Raw genomic sequence first — 15,239 nt, 5'->3', positions numbered from 1 at the left:
TAAAGTGCCAGAGGGCCATCAGCTGTGGGCGAAGATGTCCTCTTCATCCCAGCCCATCAGGTCGAGTTTCGCACGCGTCGGCAGGAAGCGGAAGCAGGCATCGGCCTCCCTGGTCCGGTTGTCGCGCGCCAGCCGCGCGCTCAGTACGTCGCGCAGCCGGTGCAGGTAGAGCACGTCGGAGGCGGCATATTCGAGCTGCTCGGGCGACAGCGTCTCGGCGGCCCAGTCCGAGGATTGCTGCGCCTTCGACAGGCCGATCCCGAGAAGCTCGAAGCAGATGTCCTTCAGCCCGTGCCGGTCGGTGTAGGTGCGCGTCAGCCGCGACGCGATCTTGGTGCAGAACACCGGCTCCGGCATGACGCCGAAGGCGTTGTAGAGCACGGCGAGATCGAAGCGGCCGTAATGGAACAGCTTGGTGATGCTGCGGTTCTTGAGCAGGCTGACGAGGTTCGGCGCCTTCTTCTGGCCGGGCGCGATCTGGATGACGTCGGCCGAGCCGTCGCCCGGCGAGATCTGCACGACGCAGAGCCGGTCGCGATGCGGGTTCAGCCCCAGCGTCTCGGTGTCGATGGCGACCGCCCCGACATCGTAATGCAGCAGGCCGGGCAGATCGTTTTTGTGGAAACGTATGTCGCTCATCGTCTTCTCCGGTCGCGGCCCCGTGCAGCGATGCGCGACGGACCGTGCCCGTCCTTGCCGCGATCCGGCGAAAAATCAACAAAAACTTGAGTCTGGCGCAATTTCAGCGTGTCAGCGCCTCGAGAATGCGCGCCCAGGAGCGCTGGCCCTTGTGGAAGGAGCTCATCTCGTACTTCTCGTTCGGCGAGTGGATGCGGTCGTCGTCAAGACCGAAACCGACCAGCAGCGATTCCATGCCGAGATAGGTCTGGAAATCGCCGACCACCGGGATCGAGCCGCCGCTGCCGGTCACCACCGCTGGCTTCGGCCATTCGTCGGACAGCGCCTGCTTGGCCTTGGCGAGGAAGGGCGAGTCGTAGGAAAGCTGGATTGCCGGCGAGCCGCCATGCGGATGAAATTCGACCGAGCAGTCCGCTGGCACGCGCTGCCTGGCAAATGCCTGGAAGGCGGCGCGGATTTTTTCCGGATCCTGTTTGTAGACGAGGCGGAAGGAGACTTTTGCCGAGGCTTGCGCGGCGATCACCGTCTTGAAGCCCTTGCCGGTATAGCCGCCGATAATGCCGTTGAACTCGGCCGTCGGTCGCGCCCAGGTCAGTTCGAGCACCGAGCGGCCCTTCTCGCCGGACGGGATCGACAGGCCAATCGGACCGAGGAAGGTCTCGGCCGTCTCGCCGAGCGACAGCCACGACTGCAATATCTGCGACGGCGTTTCCTCGACGCCGTCATAAAAACCTGGAATGGTGACGTGACCATCCGCATCGTGGATGTCGGCCAGGATCTTTGCCAGGATGCGGATCGGATTGGCGGCCGCACCGCCATAGAGCCCGGAATGCAGGTCGCGGTCGGCGGCAGTCACCGTGATCTCCTCGCCGACCAGCCCGCGCAGCGAGACGCAGATCGACGGCGTATCGCGGTCCCACATGCCGGTGTCGCAGACCAGCGCGAAATCGGCCCTGAGCTCATCCGCGTTCGCCTCGAGAAACGGTTTCAGCGACGGCGATCCGGACTCCTCCTCGCCCTCGAACAGGATTGTGATTCGGCACGGCAATCCGCCATGCACCTGCTTCCAGGCGCGGCAGGCCTCGACGAAGGTCATCAGCTGGCCCTTGTCGTCGGCCGCGCCGCGTCCGGTGATCACCTTGTGGCCGGGCTCGATCTCCTTGACCGCCGGCGCGAACGGGTCGCTTTCCCACAGTTCGATCGGATCGACCGGCTGGACGTCGTAATGGCCGTAAAACAGCAGATGCGGCGCGCCCGCCGGCCCGTCGTGATGCGCGACCACCATCGGATGCCCCGGCGTGTCGCGCACGCTGGCGTCGAAGCCGATCAGCTTGAGCTCGGCGACCAGCCATTCGGCTGCCTTGCGGCAGTCGGCGGCGTAGTCCGGATCGGTGGAGATCGACTTGATGCCGAGCAGGCCGAACAGGCGTTCCAGGCTCTGGTCGAAGTTCTTGTCTAGGCGGTCGAGAACAGGGGAAACTGCGGACATCTGGCGGGGCCTTTCGATTCTGGCGGCGAATCTAGAGCCCATACGGCGAAACGGAAAGCCCGCGACCGTTAGGCCACAAGGCAGGATCTTGTCGAAAGGCAAAAAAATGCCGCCGTGGTGGAGGGGGAACCACGGCGGCCTTACTCGAAACGATGCGGCAGCCCGGAGAGGGGGGATAGGCTGCCGCAAGTGTCCGGGATAGGCGGGGGACGGGCCTTGCTCCGGACTTCGGCGAAAACTGCCGATGGCGTTTATCTGTGTCTGCGAACGTGGCGATTCAAGGGCACAAAAATTACACTTTTGTAACATAGGCGTGAGCGAACAAAGCTCCGGCCAGGCCGGCAGGGCCGGCCAAGCTCGCACGCCATTTGTCAGGGTGTTGCCGGAACCCTTGGCGGAAGCCGCCTTTGGCATGGACCGCGGCGCTGCGCCGCGCTATCCCTCGTGCCATGAAAAAAGGCGATCATCTCTTCCTTGTCGACGGCTCCGGTTACATCTTCCGTGCCTATCACGCGCTGCCGCCGCTGTCCCGCAAGTCCGACGGGCTGCCGACCAGTGCCGTGCTCGGCTTCTGCAACATGGTCTGGAAGCTGACGCAGGACGCCCGCAACACCGATGTCGGCATCGTGCCGACGCATTTCGCCGTGATTTTCGACTATTCGTCGAAGACCTTCCGCAACGACCTCTACCCCGAATACAAGGCCAACCGCTCGGCGCCGCCGGAAGATTTGATTCCGCAATTCGGCCTGATCCGCCAGGCGACCAGGGCCTTCAACCTGCCATGCCTTGAGACGGAAGGCTACGAGGCCGACGATTTGATCGCCACCTATTGCCGGCTTGCCTGCGAAGCCAGCGCCGACACCACCATCATCTCTTCCGACAAGGACTTGATGCAACTGGTCGGCCCAACGGTTGCCATGTACGACCCGATGAAGGACCGCCAGATCGGCGTTCCCGAGGTGATCGAGAAATGGGGCGTGCCGCCACAGAAAATGATCGACCTGCAGGCGCTGACCGGCGATTCGGTCGACAATGTGCCGGGCGTGCCCGGCATCGGGCCGAAGACGGCAGCGCAATTGCTCGAACAGTTCGGCGACCTCGACACGCTGCTCGCCCGCGCCGGCGAGATCAAGCAGGACAAGCGACGCGAATCGATTATCGCCAATGCCGACAAGGCGCGCATTTCGCGTGATCTGGTGACGTTGAAGAACGACGTGCCGGTGACCGAGGGGCTTGACGAATTCGTGTTGCACGCGCCGGACGGCCCCAGGCTGATCGGCTTTCTCAAGACCATGGAATTCTCGACGCTGACCCGCCGCGTGGCCGAAGCGACCGGAACCGACGCCGGCGACGTTCCAGCCACCCCCGTCACCATAGAGCGTGCCGATACCGCGCATGGCCCCGATATGGGTTTTGGCGCGCCCGCGGCCGCCGAGAGCGCACCGCCGTCGGACGAAGCGGCACTCGAAGCCCCGGCCGCAGCCAAGCAAGGCGACACCCCATCCCTGCTTTCGGCGCTTCGCCTGGAGGCTGCCACCGCCCGCAAGATCGACACCAGCGCCTACACCTGCATCCGCGACGCCGCGACGCTGAAGGCCTGGATCGCCGAGGCGATGGAGAGAGGCGTCGTCGCCTTCGACGTTAAAGCCTCCTCGCCCGATCCGATGCGGGCCGAACTGATCGGCCTTGCCATGGCCGTCGCGCCCGGCCACGCCGCCTATGTGCCGCTTGCCCATAAAAACGGCAATGGCGACCTGCTCGGCGGCGGCGCGGTCGAAAACCAGATCCCGGTCCGCGACGCGCTGGCGTTGCTCAAGCCGCTGCTCGAGGACAAATCCGTCCTCAAGATCGTGCACGACATGAAATACCGCCTTGTCGTCATGAGCCGTCACGGCATCGAGATCGGCCCCTATGACGACACCATGCTGATCTCCTACGTGCTCGAGGCCGGCACCCACGGTGGCCACGGCCTGGAGGCGCTGGCCGATAAATGGCTCGGCCACGCGACCATTCCGCTGAAGGAACTGGCCGGTTCGGGAAGAAGCTTCGTCGGCCTCGATCAGGCCGACCTCGGCAAGGCGACGGCTTACGGGGCCGAGCACGCCGACGTCGCGCTCAGGCTCTGGCAGGTGCTGAAGCCACGGCTTGCCGCCAAGGGCCTGGTCTCGGTCTATGAACGGCTGGAACGGCCGCTGGTGCCGGTCCTGGCACGGATGGAGCAGCGCGGCATCTCCGTCGACCGGCAGATCCTGTCGCGGCTCTCCGGAGAACTGGCACAGGGTGCCGCACGGCTCGAGGACGAGATCTACCAGCTGGTCGGCGAACGCATCAACATCGGCTCGCCAAAACAGCTCGGCGACATCCTGTTCGGCAGGATGGGTCTGCCCGGCGGTTCAAAAACCAAGACCGGCCAGTGGTCGACCTCGGCGCAGCTTCTCGAAGACCTCGCCGCCGAAGGCCACGAATTGCCGCGTAAGATCGTCGACTGGCGCCAGCTGACCAAGCTGAAATCGACCTATACCGATGCGCTGCCCGGCTTCATCCATCCCGACACCAAGCGCGTCCACACCTCCTACGCGCTTGCCGCGACGACGACCGGACGGCTGTCGTCCTCGGATCCCAATCTGCAGAACATTCCGGTACGCACCGTGGAGGGGCGAAAGATCAGGACGGCCTTCATCGCCGACAAGGGCAACAAGCTGGTTTCCGCCGACTACAGCCAGATCGAATTGCGCGTGCTCGCCCACGTCGCCGAAATCCCGCAGCTCAAGCAGGCCTTCGCCGACGGCGCCGACATCCACGCCATCACCGCGTCTGAAATGTTCAACGTGCCGGTCGAGGGCATGCCTTCGGAAGTGCGCCGCCGTGCCAAGGCGATCAATTTCGGCATCATCTACGGCATTTCGGCCTTTGGCCTCGCCAACCAGCTGTCGATCGCGCGCGAGGAAGCCGGCGACTACATCAAGAAATATTTCGAGCGCTTCCCCGGCATCCGCGACTATATCGATGCGACCAAGGCCTATGCCCGCGAGCACGGCTTCGTCGAGACCATTTTCGGCCGCCGCATCCACTATCCGGAAATCAGATCGTCAAATCCTTCGGTCCGTGCCTTCAACGAGCGCGCCTCGATCAACGCACGCCTGCAGGGCACCGCGGCCGACATCATCCGCCGCGCCATGATCCGTATGGACGAGGCGCTGGAAAAAGCCAGGCTTTCTGCCCGCATGCTGCTGCAGGTGCATGACGAGCTGGTCTTCGAGACCGTCGAAGCCGAGGTCGAGGCGACGATCCCGGTCGTCTGCCACGTCATGGAGAACGCCGCCATGCCGGCGGTGTCGATGTCGGTGCCGCTGCACGTCGACGCCCGCGCCGCCAACAACTGGGAAGAGGCGCATTAGGGCGGGGACGGATATCGACTTCCTGTTGAGGAGCCCCAATATTCTGATGTGGCCTACCTTCATCAGCCTACGCGCCCGTTGAGCCATCTTTTCTCAAGGTTCACGAAAAGCAGCGGTGTGGTATACTGCCCCCATGATCACGAAGACACTCGAGAACCTGGTAAAGCACGCGGAAGCTTGGCCTCGCGAAGACCAGGAGGAGCTTGCCGACTATGCCCGCGTCATCGAGGCGCGCCGAACCGGAGTGTATGCCACGTCGGAATCAGAGCGCAGCGCCATCACAACGGGACTCGCAGAAGCCGACCACGGCACTTTCGTAGATGAGGATACGGTTCGCGCGGCAGACACCCGCCGCAGACTATGAAGGTCCGATTTACGCGGCAGGCCTTTGCCGAACGCGAGGCGATTTTCAACTACCTCGACGAGCGGGCGCCCCAGGGCGCCCTTTCAGTTGTTTCTCGGATCCAAGCTGGGATTTCGCGACTTGCCGAATTTCCAGAAAGTGGCCACGCGACCGATATTCCTGGCGTTCGCGTTCTCTTCATAGGTCGCTACCCCTACAAGGTTTTCTATCGTGCCCGTTCCGATGCAATCGAAATCCTGCACATCCGGCATACCTCAAAGAAGCCGGTTGGCTAGGCCGTAAACTAGGTGGAAAGCGGACTTGGGATTTGTGGAAAGCACTCATGGCGTATGTCATGCTAGAACCGCAGTCATCAAGAATGGTTCATGCATGAATTGGGAACAGATAGCATCGGATTTCGCTTGGGACGGCTCATGGCGAGACATCTACGTTCTGAACACGTCTGAGGCAGATTGGCAGGGCGTCTGGAACATCCTCCTGGAATGGACCCCGCCTGCTAGTTTCAGTGTCTCCGGCAAGATCGAGTCGATGCCATTGGGCGTCGAAGCGGCCCTGGAAAGCGAAACAGGCAGCTTACTGTCTTTTTACGTCGGGCCAATTCAGCTTGCATGTCACTTCTTCACCGTTATCGAAATTGAGTTCGACTTCGATCCAAGGCAAGTCAGCGGAAAAACCGAGGTTGAGCACCTTGACCGCTTTATGCGATTGCTCGGTGACGCTACTGGGAAGCAGATAATTCTCACGCAGGAAAATGATCAACAGGCTATCATCGCACGCTACTCTCCCGATCTTGAGAGGGTAGTTTGGACTGCACTTTCATAGCCGAATGTCTGCAACGGGTCGTTTGTTGACTGGCGGCTTCCGCCTCATGGAGGCTATCGCCAAACCATAGGAACCATCGTGAGCCCACCAGCGAGGCGTGAATACTGCCCCGCCGCCTTCGAAGTGTTGCCTTCGGGCTTGCTAAGCCGCTTCAGCCAAACACTTCGCACATGTCCCACGAAACTCGATCACCGCCTTCTTGGCGGCGAAGCCGGTCGAACGCACCCATTCGTCGAGCCGGTGTCCGACATCGTGGTCGGAGAACTCGGTCACCTGGCCGCAGGTGTCGCAGATGGCAAACGCCGTCATCGAATGGCTGTGGTCGTGCGGCTCGGCACAGGCGACGAAGGAATTGAGGCTTTCGAGCCTGTGCACGAAGCCGGATTTCACCAGCGTGTCGAGCGCCCGGTAGACCTGCAGCGGCGCGCGAAAACCGCGCTCGCGCAGTTGGTCGAGCAACGTATAGGCGCTGAGCGGGCCGCTGGCGGCCTCGAGCTTCTCGAGAACGCAAAGCTGGTTCTTCGTCAGTACATCCCTTGCCGCCATGATCCTGTTCCAAGCCGCTCCGTGCCGATCGCTGCCATTTCGCAAGCAGTCGGACCTCTTCCACTGAGATAGCGACGAACTGCCATTTTTGCTACTGTTTCTATTCGCAGCCGGTGGTCGGCTGGCCGGCGGCGCCATATTCAAAATACTGACAAAATCCTCGGCCAGGCTGGCCGTGCTTGGAAATTCGATCGGGCTTGGGGAAGCAATCATGATCAAAGTGACGCGGCGGACGCTGCTTGCCGGCACGTCCGCGCTGGCCGCTGCCGGCCTGGTGCCGTTTCGGGCATTCGCAGCGGCGCGCACCTACCATGCGCTGCTTGTTGCCTGCACCGATTACCCGAACCTGCCGAAGAAAAACTGGCTGATCGGACCGAAAAACGATGCCGGCCTGGTGCGCGATTACCTCCTGGGGAACACGCCCGCGCCGGTAAAATTCCTGGCCGAAAACGTCACGCTGCTCGCCAAGGATGTCGAAGGCGCCAACGGACCGCCGACACATGCGGCGATCAAGGCGGCGTTGGCCGATCTTGCCGCCAAGGTCCAGCGCGACGATTTCGTCTACCTGCATTTGTCCGGTCACGGCGCGCAGCAGCCGGCAGCGAACAAGGGCGACGAGACGGACGGCCTCGACGAGATTTTCTTGCCGTCCGACATCGACAAATGGGTGAACCGCGAAAAGGGCGTGCCCAATGCGCTGGTCGACAACGAGATCGGCACCGCGCTCGACGCTATTCGCGACAAGGGCGCCTTTATCTGGGCCGTGTTCGACTGCTGCCATTCCGGCACGGCGACGCGCGCCGCCGAGGTCGACGACGAGTTGGAACGCAAGGTCGAGTTCGCCGATCTGGTCGGCGGCGACGACGCTGCCAGGGCGGCTGCGGTGAGAGCCTATGACGAGATTGCGTCGGCCGCGCCGCGCGGCTTTGACGAGGACGGGCAGCGCAAGCCGGCCTTCAAGCTGACGCCGACCGGCGCCGAGCCGACCACCAAGGGCAAATTGGTCGCCTTCTACGCGGCGCAGACGGTGGAGACGACGCCCGAGATGCCGCTGCCCAAGGGCACGGCCGATGCACCGCGTTTCGGGCTGTTCACCTTCACCATCCTGTCGAAACTGGCCGAGAACCCCAACATCACTTATCGCCAGCTCGGCCAGGCCGTGCTGCAGCAATATTCGGCGGACGGCCGCACCCGGCCAACGCCGCTGTTCGAGGGAGAACTCGACGCACGCGTCTTCGGCACCGACAAGACCGAGGCGGTCATGCAATGGCCGATCGTCATCGAGAACGACAAAGCCACGATCGGCGCCGGGTTGCTGCATCGCCTCACCCCCGGCAGCAGGCTCGCAATATTGCCGTCGGCGCTGTCGCCGCTGTCCGAGGCGCTTGGCTATCTCCAGGTTCAGTCGGCGAAAAACCTGGAAAGCCGGGTCAAGCCGGTCGAGTTCGGCGGCAAGCCGGCGCTCAAGCTGGCCGACATCCCCGCCAATGCCTATGCGCGGCTGGCCGAGCTCGCCGTCGACTACAAGCTCGTGGTCGCGCGGCCGGCAGCGGCCAAAGGCCTCGAGAAAGAGGCCGCGCTGGCGAACTCGGTTCTCGACGAACTGGCGGCCAGGGAGAACTCAGGGTTCCACATCGCGCTGGTCGAGCCCGGCAAGAGCGCAGATCTGCGTCTCGCAGTGCTGCGCGAGAACGCCATTGCCGGCGCCGCAGAAGATGCCACCGACACGCCGGCGCTGTGGTTCCTGCCGGCTTCGGGCGACATGACGCTCAAGGACGGCAACAAGCCGCCGTTGATCGTCATTCATCCGGACGGCCGCGAAAAGTTGATCGAGGCCGCCGCAGGGAATCTGACGAAAATCTTCCGCGCCATCGGCCTGTCGAGGCTGGCCGCCGCTTCCGATTATCGGCCGGAAGAGGTCAGCGTCGAGTTCCGGATCAAGCGTTTTGACAGCGACACGCTGCAGCCGATCGAACCGTCGACGGTGCCGCGTGTTTCGCCCGACGATCAGGTCCACGTACTGGCCAGGAACGGTTCGACCAACCTGGTCGACATCAACGTGCTCTACGTCGGCTCCGACTATTCCATCCAGCATTTTCTTGCCGAGCGCCTGACCGAAGGCGCCGTGCTCGAGGAAGGCCTGTTCAAATTCACCGACACCAGCTTCGGCATGGAGCGGATGATCGCCGTCTTGACCGAGGCGCCGCCGCAGAGCGAGAAGCAGGATCTGAGCTTCCTGGCGCAAGAGGGGGTTGTCTCGGCAACGCGCGGACTGGGACAGCCAAGCTTCGCCGACATGCTGGCCGATATCAGCATGGCGCCGGCGACGCGTTCGGCCATGCGGCTCACCGACGACAAGGGATCGAAGGGCGCCGTGATGATCTTCCCGATGGAGACGGTGCCGCGCGCCTGAGGCGGGGTCAGGTGCCCGGCCGGGCCTCTTGCCTAATCGGCTGATAATGAACATTCTTCGACCGCCGCTGCCGGCGGCCGAACGGAACGGATGAGGGCGTTCGTGAACAGGATCGTATTTTCGTGGCGCGCAACAACCGCCGGCCTTGTCGCCGGGCTGTTGCTGGCCGCCAATGCTTCGGCGGACGAGGCTTGCGGCCTCTGCGCCAAGGAGGTCGTCATCAACTCCGAACTGGCGAGCTGCTTTCTCGACCAGTACGACCGGATCGCCAAAACCGGCAACACCGCCGTTGTCGTCGATCTCAGCAGCTGCGCCTCGCGCGGCGTGGTCGAACCATTGCCGTCGCCGAGCAAGGCGCAGGTGGCGCCTGACGTGCAGTTCATCGTTTCGCGCACGCAGCTGGATTGCCTGAAGAAGAAGCTGGAGGCGCCGGGCATCGTGCTCGACCCGTCCGCCACCATAGAACTGGACAGCTGCGGATGACGAAAGCGGGGGGCAACGCAACGCAGCAGGCAGTGACGGCGCCGGTACCGCAAAAGAAGCCGGTGTCGCTGCCGGAAACCGTCGAAGGCCTGCCGTGGGTGAGCAATCACGAGGTCAAGAAGGAGGCGAACCCGTTCACCGATCGCGACTGGCGCATGCTCGTCTATGCCTGGTCCGGATTGCTGGTGCGCCTGGCGATCATCTTCACCTTGATCTTTTCGGTCTACCAGTTCCTGGCGAACCAGGAGCAGAAGCGCGTCGAGCAAACGATGTCGCTGGTCGAGCTCTGGGAAAGCAAGGATTACCAGCAGGCGCAACGGGCCCTCAAGCAACGCCTGGCGGCGCTCAACGCCAAATACGGCAATCTGCTCAGTGCCAATCCGACGCCGACCGAGGAACAGGTGTTCAGACAGCGCATCGGCATCGAAGCGATGAGCGCAACCGGCGGCGACATGCCGCTTGCCGAGTTCAGCGACAATTTCGACCGCATCGTCTATTTCCTCAACCGCCTTTCCTTCTGCGTCGAAGGCAGGCTGTGCTCGCGTGAGGTCGCCGACTCCTATTTCCGCGACTATGCCGCTTCCTTCTGGAGCTATTTTGCCGGCTATATCGACAAGGAGCGCAAGGCCGGTTCACCGACTTTCGCCCAGCCGATCGAGAACTATGTCCGCCAGGCGCCACCCTCGGCCCAGTCCAGATAATTCCCGAAAATGCGAAAGCCGGCGACGGAAATGCTCCGCCGCCGGCCGGTTTTCCGCGACGATCGCGGCGGAAACTCTGCAGGCCTATTTGTACAGGCTGTTGATCCACTGGACGTTGATGGCGTTCAGACGCACGGCTGTGTTGGCATCCGGGCTCTCGGCCACGTTCACGCCGGTGATGACGCGCTGCTTGGAGCCATTGTCGTAGGCATAGACCGAGCTGCCGCTCGATCCTGGATACGTGTCGCAGTCGTACTGGAAATACTCGGTGGCGATGTGTTCGGCGAGCACTTCGCAGGTCGCCTTCCACATCGTGCCCATCGGCTTGTCGCCGGGATAGCCGACGATGTTGGCGGTGAAATCGCCGAGATCCACATAATTGGCATAGCCCAGCCAGCCGAGGTTGGTGCCGACATCCTGCTTCAAGGTGACGATGCCGAGATCCCATGGCACGACCGAGCCGTAAAAGCCCTGGTAATTGTCGATGAAGCCCTGGATGATATAGGCGCTTTCATAGGTGAAGGCGCCGAACGGTGCGTCGTCGGCAGTCTTGCCGTTGAGAGCCGGCACGAACAGGATGTCGTCGAGCCAGGCCTTGTCCTCGTGGCTGTAGAGGCAGTGCGCCGCGGTGAGCACCGTGCGCGGGCCGATCAGTGTTGCCGAACAGCTGCCATAGCTGCCGCTTTTCGATTTGCCTTCGAGGTAGCCGATCGCGGTGAACGGGTAGGTTTTGGTATTCTTGATCTGCTCGCGGTCGTCCGTCCCGAACACCTGGCGGCCGGCCTCTTCGCCTCCGCTCAGCCCGGAATTCTCGGACTTCTGTCCCTCGGCGGGCGCGTTCATTTCCTTGATGACAAGGTCCTTCAGCGTCTCGTTCGGATCGATCTTGATGTCCTTGCCATCGGCGGAGCGGCCGACGATGCCATAGGATTTGACGGCCGTTGCTTCGTCGGTGAGCGGCGCGGCGCGGTTGGCCTCGTCCTCGGTCAGTTTCGGCGGGGCGATCGGTTTCGCCCGGCCGGGCTTGTAATCGCCCGATGTCACATCCCGCATGCTTTCGCCGTTGCCGGCATTGGCGGAACCTGGATCGGCTGCCAAGGCAGGAACCGCCCACATTGCGGTGGAAAGCAACGCGGACGCAATAATGCTATATGTCAGTTTTGTCATGGTGAGACTCTCCCAAAAGTCAGCAAGGACTGGATCAAGATACAGAAATATTGTCGAGATCGTGGTGGCGCAGAAAAATGAAATTGGTTACCGGTGCCTTTACCGGGCCATTATTCAGTGCAGCCAGTTTAGGTCCCCGCCAAAAATGCCTGCAACGGTATACTGCCTAAAATAATCCAACATTGGCAACGACAAATTGCTTCCACATAGCCCGTGGGGGGCTATAGGATTTTGGGCGGGTTTGGCTCGACAGCACGACTAGCAGAAATGGTGCTCGGCTTTGTGACGGATCATGCTTCGCCGTGGAGCATGATCTCACCGGCCGGTTCCATTTCAGTGGATCATGCGTCGGCGACTGACCTGTCGGGAACATCGTCTCAGGGGGTTCGAGGTGAAGATCATCCATAGGTTCAGACCGATTGCCGCCGCCGCACTGCTCGGCATCGCGGCGGCCTTGCCGGCCGTCAATTCCGTTCATGCCGGAGACGCGGCCGCCCGGCCGGAGGCGGCGATCTCGCCGATGAAACGCGTGGCCGAGGCCAGGGCAAAGGCCAGGGTGGAGAATCCCGACGGCGCCGATCGCGTCTACGGCGGCAAAGAGGCCGAGAAGGGCGCTTACCCGTTCCAGGTGGCATTGTTGACCACCAACAGACTGGACAAAAGCCCGGCCTCGCAGGCGAATGCGCAGTTCTGCGGCGGCAGCCTGATCGCGCCGCAATGGGTGCTGACGGCGGCGCACTGCCTCAATGACGACGGCGGGCCGATTTCGCCTGATGTGGTCACCGTGCTCACCGGCGCCACCGATCTCAGCGAGGGCAAGCGCTACAAGGCGGCAGAGATCATCGTCAACGAGGGCTATAGCGAGCAGACGCTGGACAACGATCTCGGCTTGATCCGGCTGGCCGCGCCGGCCGATGCCCCGACCATCAAAATTGCCCGTGAGCCGACACCGGACACCGGTAAGACGACGGTCACCGGTTGGGGCAAGATGCAGGACGGAACGTTTCCCACCGCGCTGATGGTCGCCGACCTGGACCTCCAGCCGAACGCAACCTGCAACAGTGGCATCAAGGCGATTTATGCGCATGATTTGAAGGCAGCGCTCGGCGAGCTCGCCCGCCGCATGCGTTACTCGGAAAGGGGCATCGAGGCGGCCTCCAACGCGATTGCAGCTGACATGGCCGATCCGCTGACCGGCAACATGATCTGCGCCGGCACCGCAAGCGGCGAGCGCGACGCCTGCAACGGCGACAGCGGCGGACCGCTGTTCATGATCGGCGCCGATGGTCCGGTGCAGGTCGGCGTCGTCAGCTGGGGCGAAGGTCCGGCCGACGGCAGCACCGCCTGCGGCCACAAGAACGCCTACGGCATCTACACGCGGCTGGCGAATTACACCGGCTGGATCGAGGAGAAGATGAAGACGGCAGCTCCCGCGCCGGCAGCGCCCAAGGCGGCCCTCGGCACGGCGCAGAAGCCCGCCACGCCCTGACCGGTGTCATTTGCTGAATGACGGCGGGAGCAATCCCGCCGTTTCTGCCCGGAACCTTAGATCGGGACTAGAACCAGCGATCGCGGCGCTGGTCTGTGGCGGCCAAGGCGAGGCCCAGTAGCGCCCCTACGGCCGCTCCGAGTATGAAGGCGGACGATATTGTGCCGGGATTCTCCTGGACAACCCCGGACACTGTCTGCGCCCTGTTGCGCAGGGCTTGTGCCGTCCGCGAGGCGCGCTCAGCAGCGTTGCCATACCAATCGCCGGCGTCCTCAATCGCCTCTTCCGCGCGTTCGGCCAAGGTTCGGTTGATCTTGTTGATCTCGCGCCTCAGCTGCGCGACCTGCTTCTCCAGGGCTTCCTGAGCTTCACGTTGAGTCATCTTCGGTGCTGCGGATTCGTTCGGTTCGTCGGCCATTGTAATCTCCTTTGCTCAGGCTCGGCTCAACGGCCGGCCCACTGTGCAGGTTCCTCCGCAAAACGCGTATGTCCGGTGTTTGTTCGGTGAGAAACCGGCTTTTGTCCGGCATGTCTGCGAATTCGGCATCAACATCGGATCGTTCCGGCGCTCCCCGCGTTGGTGAAAACGCCACAAGGGAGGAACCGCCATGGACGACGATCGGCATGAAAAAATTCGGCAGCGAGCCTATGAAATCTGGGTGCGCGAGGGCCGCCCGCACGGCGCACATGAGCGTCATTGGCAGCAGGCGAAACATGAGCTTGACCTCGACGACGCGACAACGGTGCCGGCAGATGATGGCGCGGCCGAGCACGGTCCCACTGGAACGATCGCCAGTTCCGACGTTCTGACGGTCGAGGCACTGGCGATGCGCACCGGGATAACCGGTGATCAGGCGCAAGAGCTGATCGACAGGCTTGGCAACGACAGAGCGACGCTCGAGGAAGCCGCGCGGAACCTCAAGGCAGCCGAAAGTTAGAGCGTGTTTGAGAAGGGGATTCCCAGCGCTGCTTATCAAGCACGCTTTTAGCGGCGCTCGACACCCTTTGCCGCCAGGATGTCATCAACGGCTGCCGACATCAGAAATTCCGACAGCTGCTTGGCCGCTTCTGCGTCCGTCGAATCGGCGCTGATGCCAATGGCGAAGTCGACGTAACTTTGGAGTTCTTCCGGAAACCGACCGACAAGCATGACCTCGGGAGCGGCCGCGAGAATCGAAGTCACGGGAACGACCCCCAACTCGGCTTCCCCACGGCCTACTGCCGACGCTGTCTGCCCTCCTGGTATGGCCACCAGCTTGGGCTTCACCTCATCCGCTATCCCCAAACGTTCCAGCAAACCGGAGAAGTAGCCACCGCTGGTTCCTTCACTGGCGTAGGCGATCGATCTGGCGCTCTTCAACGCCTGTTCGAATGCATCCACGGACCCGATGTCGAGCGGTCGACTGCCTGCCTTGGCTGCCACCCCCATTGCTATCCGGCCAAACGCCACCTGGGTCCCCGCCTTGACCTTTCCCGAGGCAGTCAGATCCTGAACCAGGTCCGGATTGGTGATGACGAGGTCAAAACCTTCCCCAGCTTCAATCTGCTTCTTTACTGTCGGATTGAGCTCCCACCTGACCACAACTGTGAATCCCGTGGCCGCTTCGAACCGAGGTATGAGCGCAACGACGGCGGGGCGGACCGCAATGGCGCCAAAAAGCCGGATTTCCTGATTCATGGCCTAACCCCGAATCGATCGTAACGACCATCCTTAGAATGCGTATCTAA

14 protein-coding genes are annotated in these 15,239 nt (G+C 62.5%); 8 read left to right on the top strand and 6 right to left on the bottom strand.

What is annotated here, in order from left to right; genetic code table 11:
- Positions 1-18: 18 nt before the first annotated feature.
- Positions 19-639 carry a ribonuclease D gene (locus NKI16_RS05815; protein WP_254816792.1) on the bottom strand — a complete coding sequence of 207 codons (621 nt, stop codon included), beginning with the start codon at positions 637-639 and terminating at the stop codon, positions 19-21.
- A 103-nt stretch (positions 640-742) separates the two neighbouring features.
- Positions 743-2,128: a M20/M25/M40 family metallo-hydrolase gene (locus NKI16_RS05810; RefSeq protein ID WP_352922333.1), complete on the bottom strand. Its 1,386-nt coding sequence runs from the start codon at positions 2,126-2,128 to the stop codon at positions 743-745.
- A gap of 449 nt (positions 2,129-2,577) precedes the next feature.
- Here NKI16_RS05810 and polA point away from each other — a divergent pair, with 449 nt between their 5' ends.
- The 3 genes from polA to NKI16_RS05795 all read left to right on the top strand — a co-directional run bounded on the left by polA (position 2,578) and on the right by NKI16_RS05795 (position 6,712).
- Positions 2,578-5,526 (top strand): DNA polymerase I, encoded by a 2,949-nt coding sequence (polA, locus tag NKI16_RS05805; RefSeq protein WP_352620519.1) that lies wholly within the window; start codon positions 2,578-2,580, stop codon positions 5,524-5,526.
- A gap of 360 nt (positions 5,527-5,886) precedes the next feature.
- Positions 5,887-6,165 carry a type II toxin-antitoxin system RelE/ParE family toxin gene (locus NKI16_RS05800; RefSeq protein ID WP_352577441.1) on the top strand — a complete coding sequence of 93 codons (279 nt, stop codon included), beginning with the start codon at positions 5,887-5,889 and terminating at the stop codon, positions 6,163-6,165.
- Positions 6,166-6,259: 94 nt separating this feature from the next.
- A complete protein-coding gene (locus NKI16_RS05795) occupies positions 6,260-6,712 on the top strand; it encodes a hypothetical protein (protein WP_352568251.1) in 453 nt (150 codons plus the stop codon).
- A 141-nt stretch (positions 6,713-6,853) separates the two neighbouring features.
- Here NKI16_RS05795 and NKI16_RS05790 read toward each other — a convergent pair whose 3' ends face one another.
- Positions 6,854-7,258 (bottom strand): Fur family transcriptional regulator, encoded by a 405-nt coding sequence (locus NKI16_RS05790; protein WP_023675234.1) that lies wholly within the window; start codon positions 7,256-7,258, stop codon positions 6,854-6,856.
- Between the two features lie 211 nt (positions 7,259-7,469).
- Here NKI16_RS05790 and NKI16_RS05785 point away from each other — a divergent pair, with 211 nt between their 5' ends.
- From NKI16_RS05785 to NKI16_RS05775, 3 genes are all read left to right on the top strand, one after another.
- Positions 7,470-9,671, top strand: coding sequence for a caspase family protein (locus NKI16_RS05785; RefSeq protein WP_352922329.1), 2,202 nt, complete (start codon positions 7,470-7,472; stop codon positions 9,669-9,671).
- 102 nt (positions 9,672-9,773) lie between these two features.
- Positions 9,774-10,154, top strand: a complete 381-nt coding sequence (locus tag NKI16_RS05780) for a hypothetical protein (RefSeq protein ID WP_352568253.1) — start codon at positions 9,774-9,776, stop codon at positions 10,152-10,154.
- Complete coding sequence (locus tag NKI16_RS05775) at positions 10,151-10,855, top strand: DUF4760 domain-containing protein (RefSeq protein WP_352448354.1); 705 nt, start codon at positions 10,151-10,153, stop codon at positions 10,853-10,855. The genes NKI16_RS05780 and NKI16_RS05775 overlap by 4 nt, the downstream gene beginning before the upstream one ends.
- Positions 10,856-10,939: 84 nt before the next feature.
- On the opposite strand, the gene NKI16_RS05770 is transcribed toward NKI16_RS05775, so the two are convergent.
- On the bottom strand, positions 10,940-12,022 hold the full coding sequence (locus NKI16_RS05770; protein ID WP_352568254.1) for a trypsin-like serine peptidase: 1,083 nt from the start codon (positions 12,020-12,022) through the stop codon (positions 10,940-10,942).
- 391 nt (positions 12,023-12,413) lie between these two features.
- Between NKI16_RS05770 and NKI16_RS05765 the strand changes: the two genes are divergently transcribed.
- Positions 12,414-13,511: a S1 family serine peptidase gene (locus NKI16_RS05765; RefSeq protein WP_352620238.1), complete on the top strand. Its 1,098-nt coding sequence runs from the start codon at positions 12,414-12,416 to the stop codon at positions 13,509-13,511.
- 67 nt (positions 13,512-13,578) lie between these two features.
- Here the strand turns inward: NKI16_RS05765 and NKI16_RS05760 are convergent, their stop codons facing one another.
- Positions 13,579-13,929, bottom strand: a complete 351-nt coding sequence (locus NKI16_RS05760; RefSeq protein WP_023675228.1) for a hypothetical protein — start codon at positions 13,927-13,929, stop codon at positions 13,579-13,581.
- A 190-nt stretch (positions 13,930-14,119) separates the two neighbouring features.
- Here NKI16_RS05760 and NKI16_RS05755 point away from each other — a divergent pair, with 190 nt between their 5' ends.
- The gene (locus NKI16_RS05755; protein WP_352568256.1) at positions 14,120-14,449 is read left to right on the top strand and encodes a DUF2934 domain-containing protein; all 330 of its coding nucleotides are present in this window, start codon (positions 14,120-14,122) and stop codon (positions 14,447-14,449) included.
- 47 nt (positions 14,450-14,496) lie between these two features.
- Here NKI16_RS05755 and NKI16_RS05750 read toward each other — a convergent pair whose 3' ends face one another.
- Positions 14,497-15,189, bottom strand: coding sequence for a molybdate ABC transporter substrate-binding protein (locus tag NKI16_RS05750; protein ID WP_352620236.1), 693 nt, complete (start codon positions 15,187-15,189; stop codon positions 14,497-14,499).
- Positions 15,190-15,239: the final 50 nt, after the last annotated feature.

This window comes from Mesorhizobium sp. M0698, from assembly GCF_040320455.1.
Classification (GTDB): domain Bacteria; phylum Pseudomonadota; class Alphaproteobacteria; order Rhizobiales; family Rhizobiaceae; genus Mesorhizobium.
The sequence above is the reverse complement of the archived record's forward strand: the minus strand, read 5'-3'. Positions and strand labels throughout refer to the sequence as shown.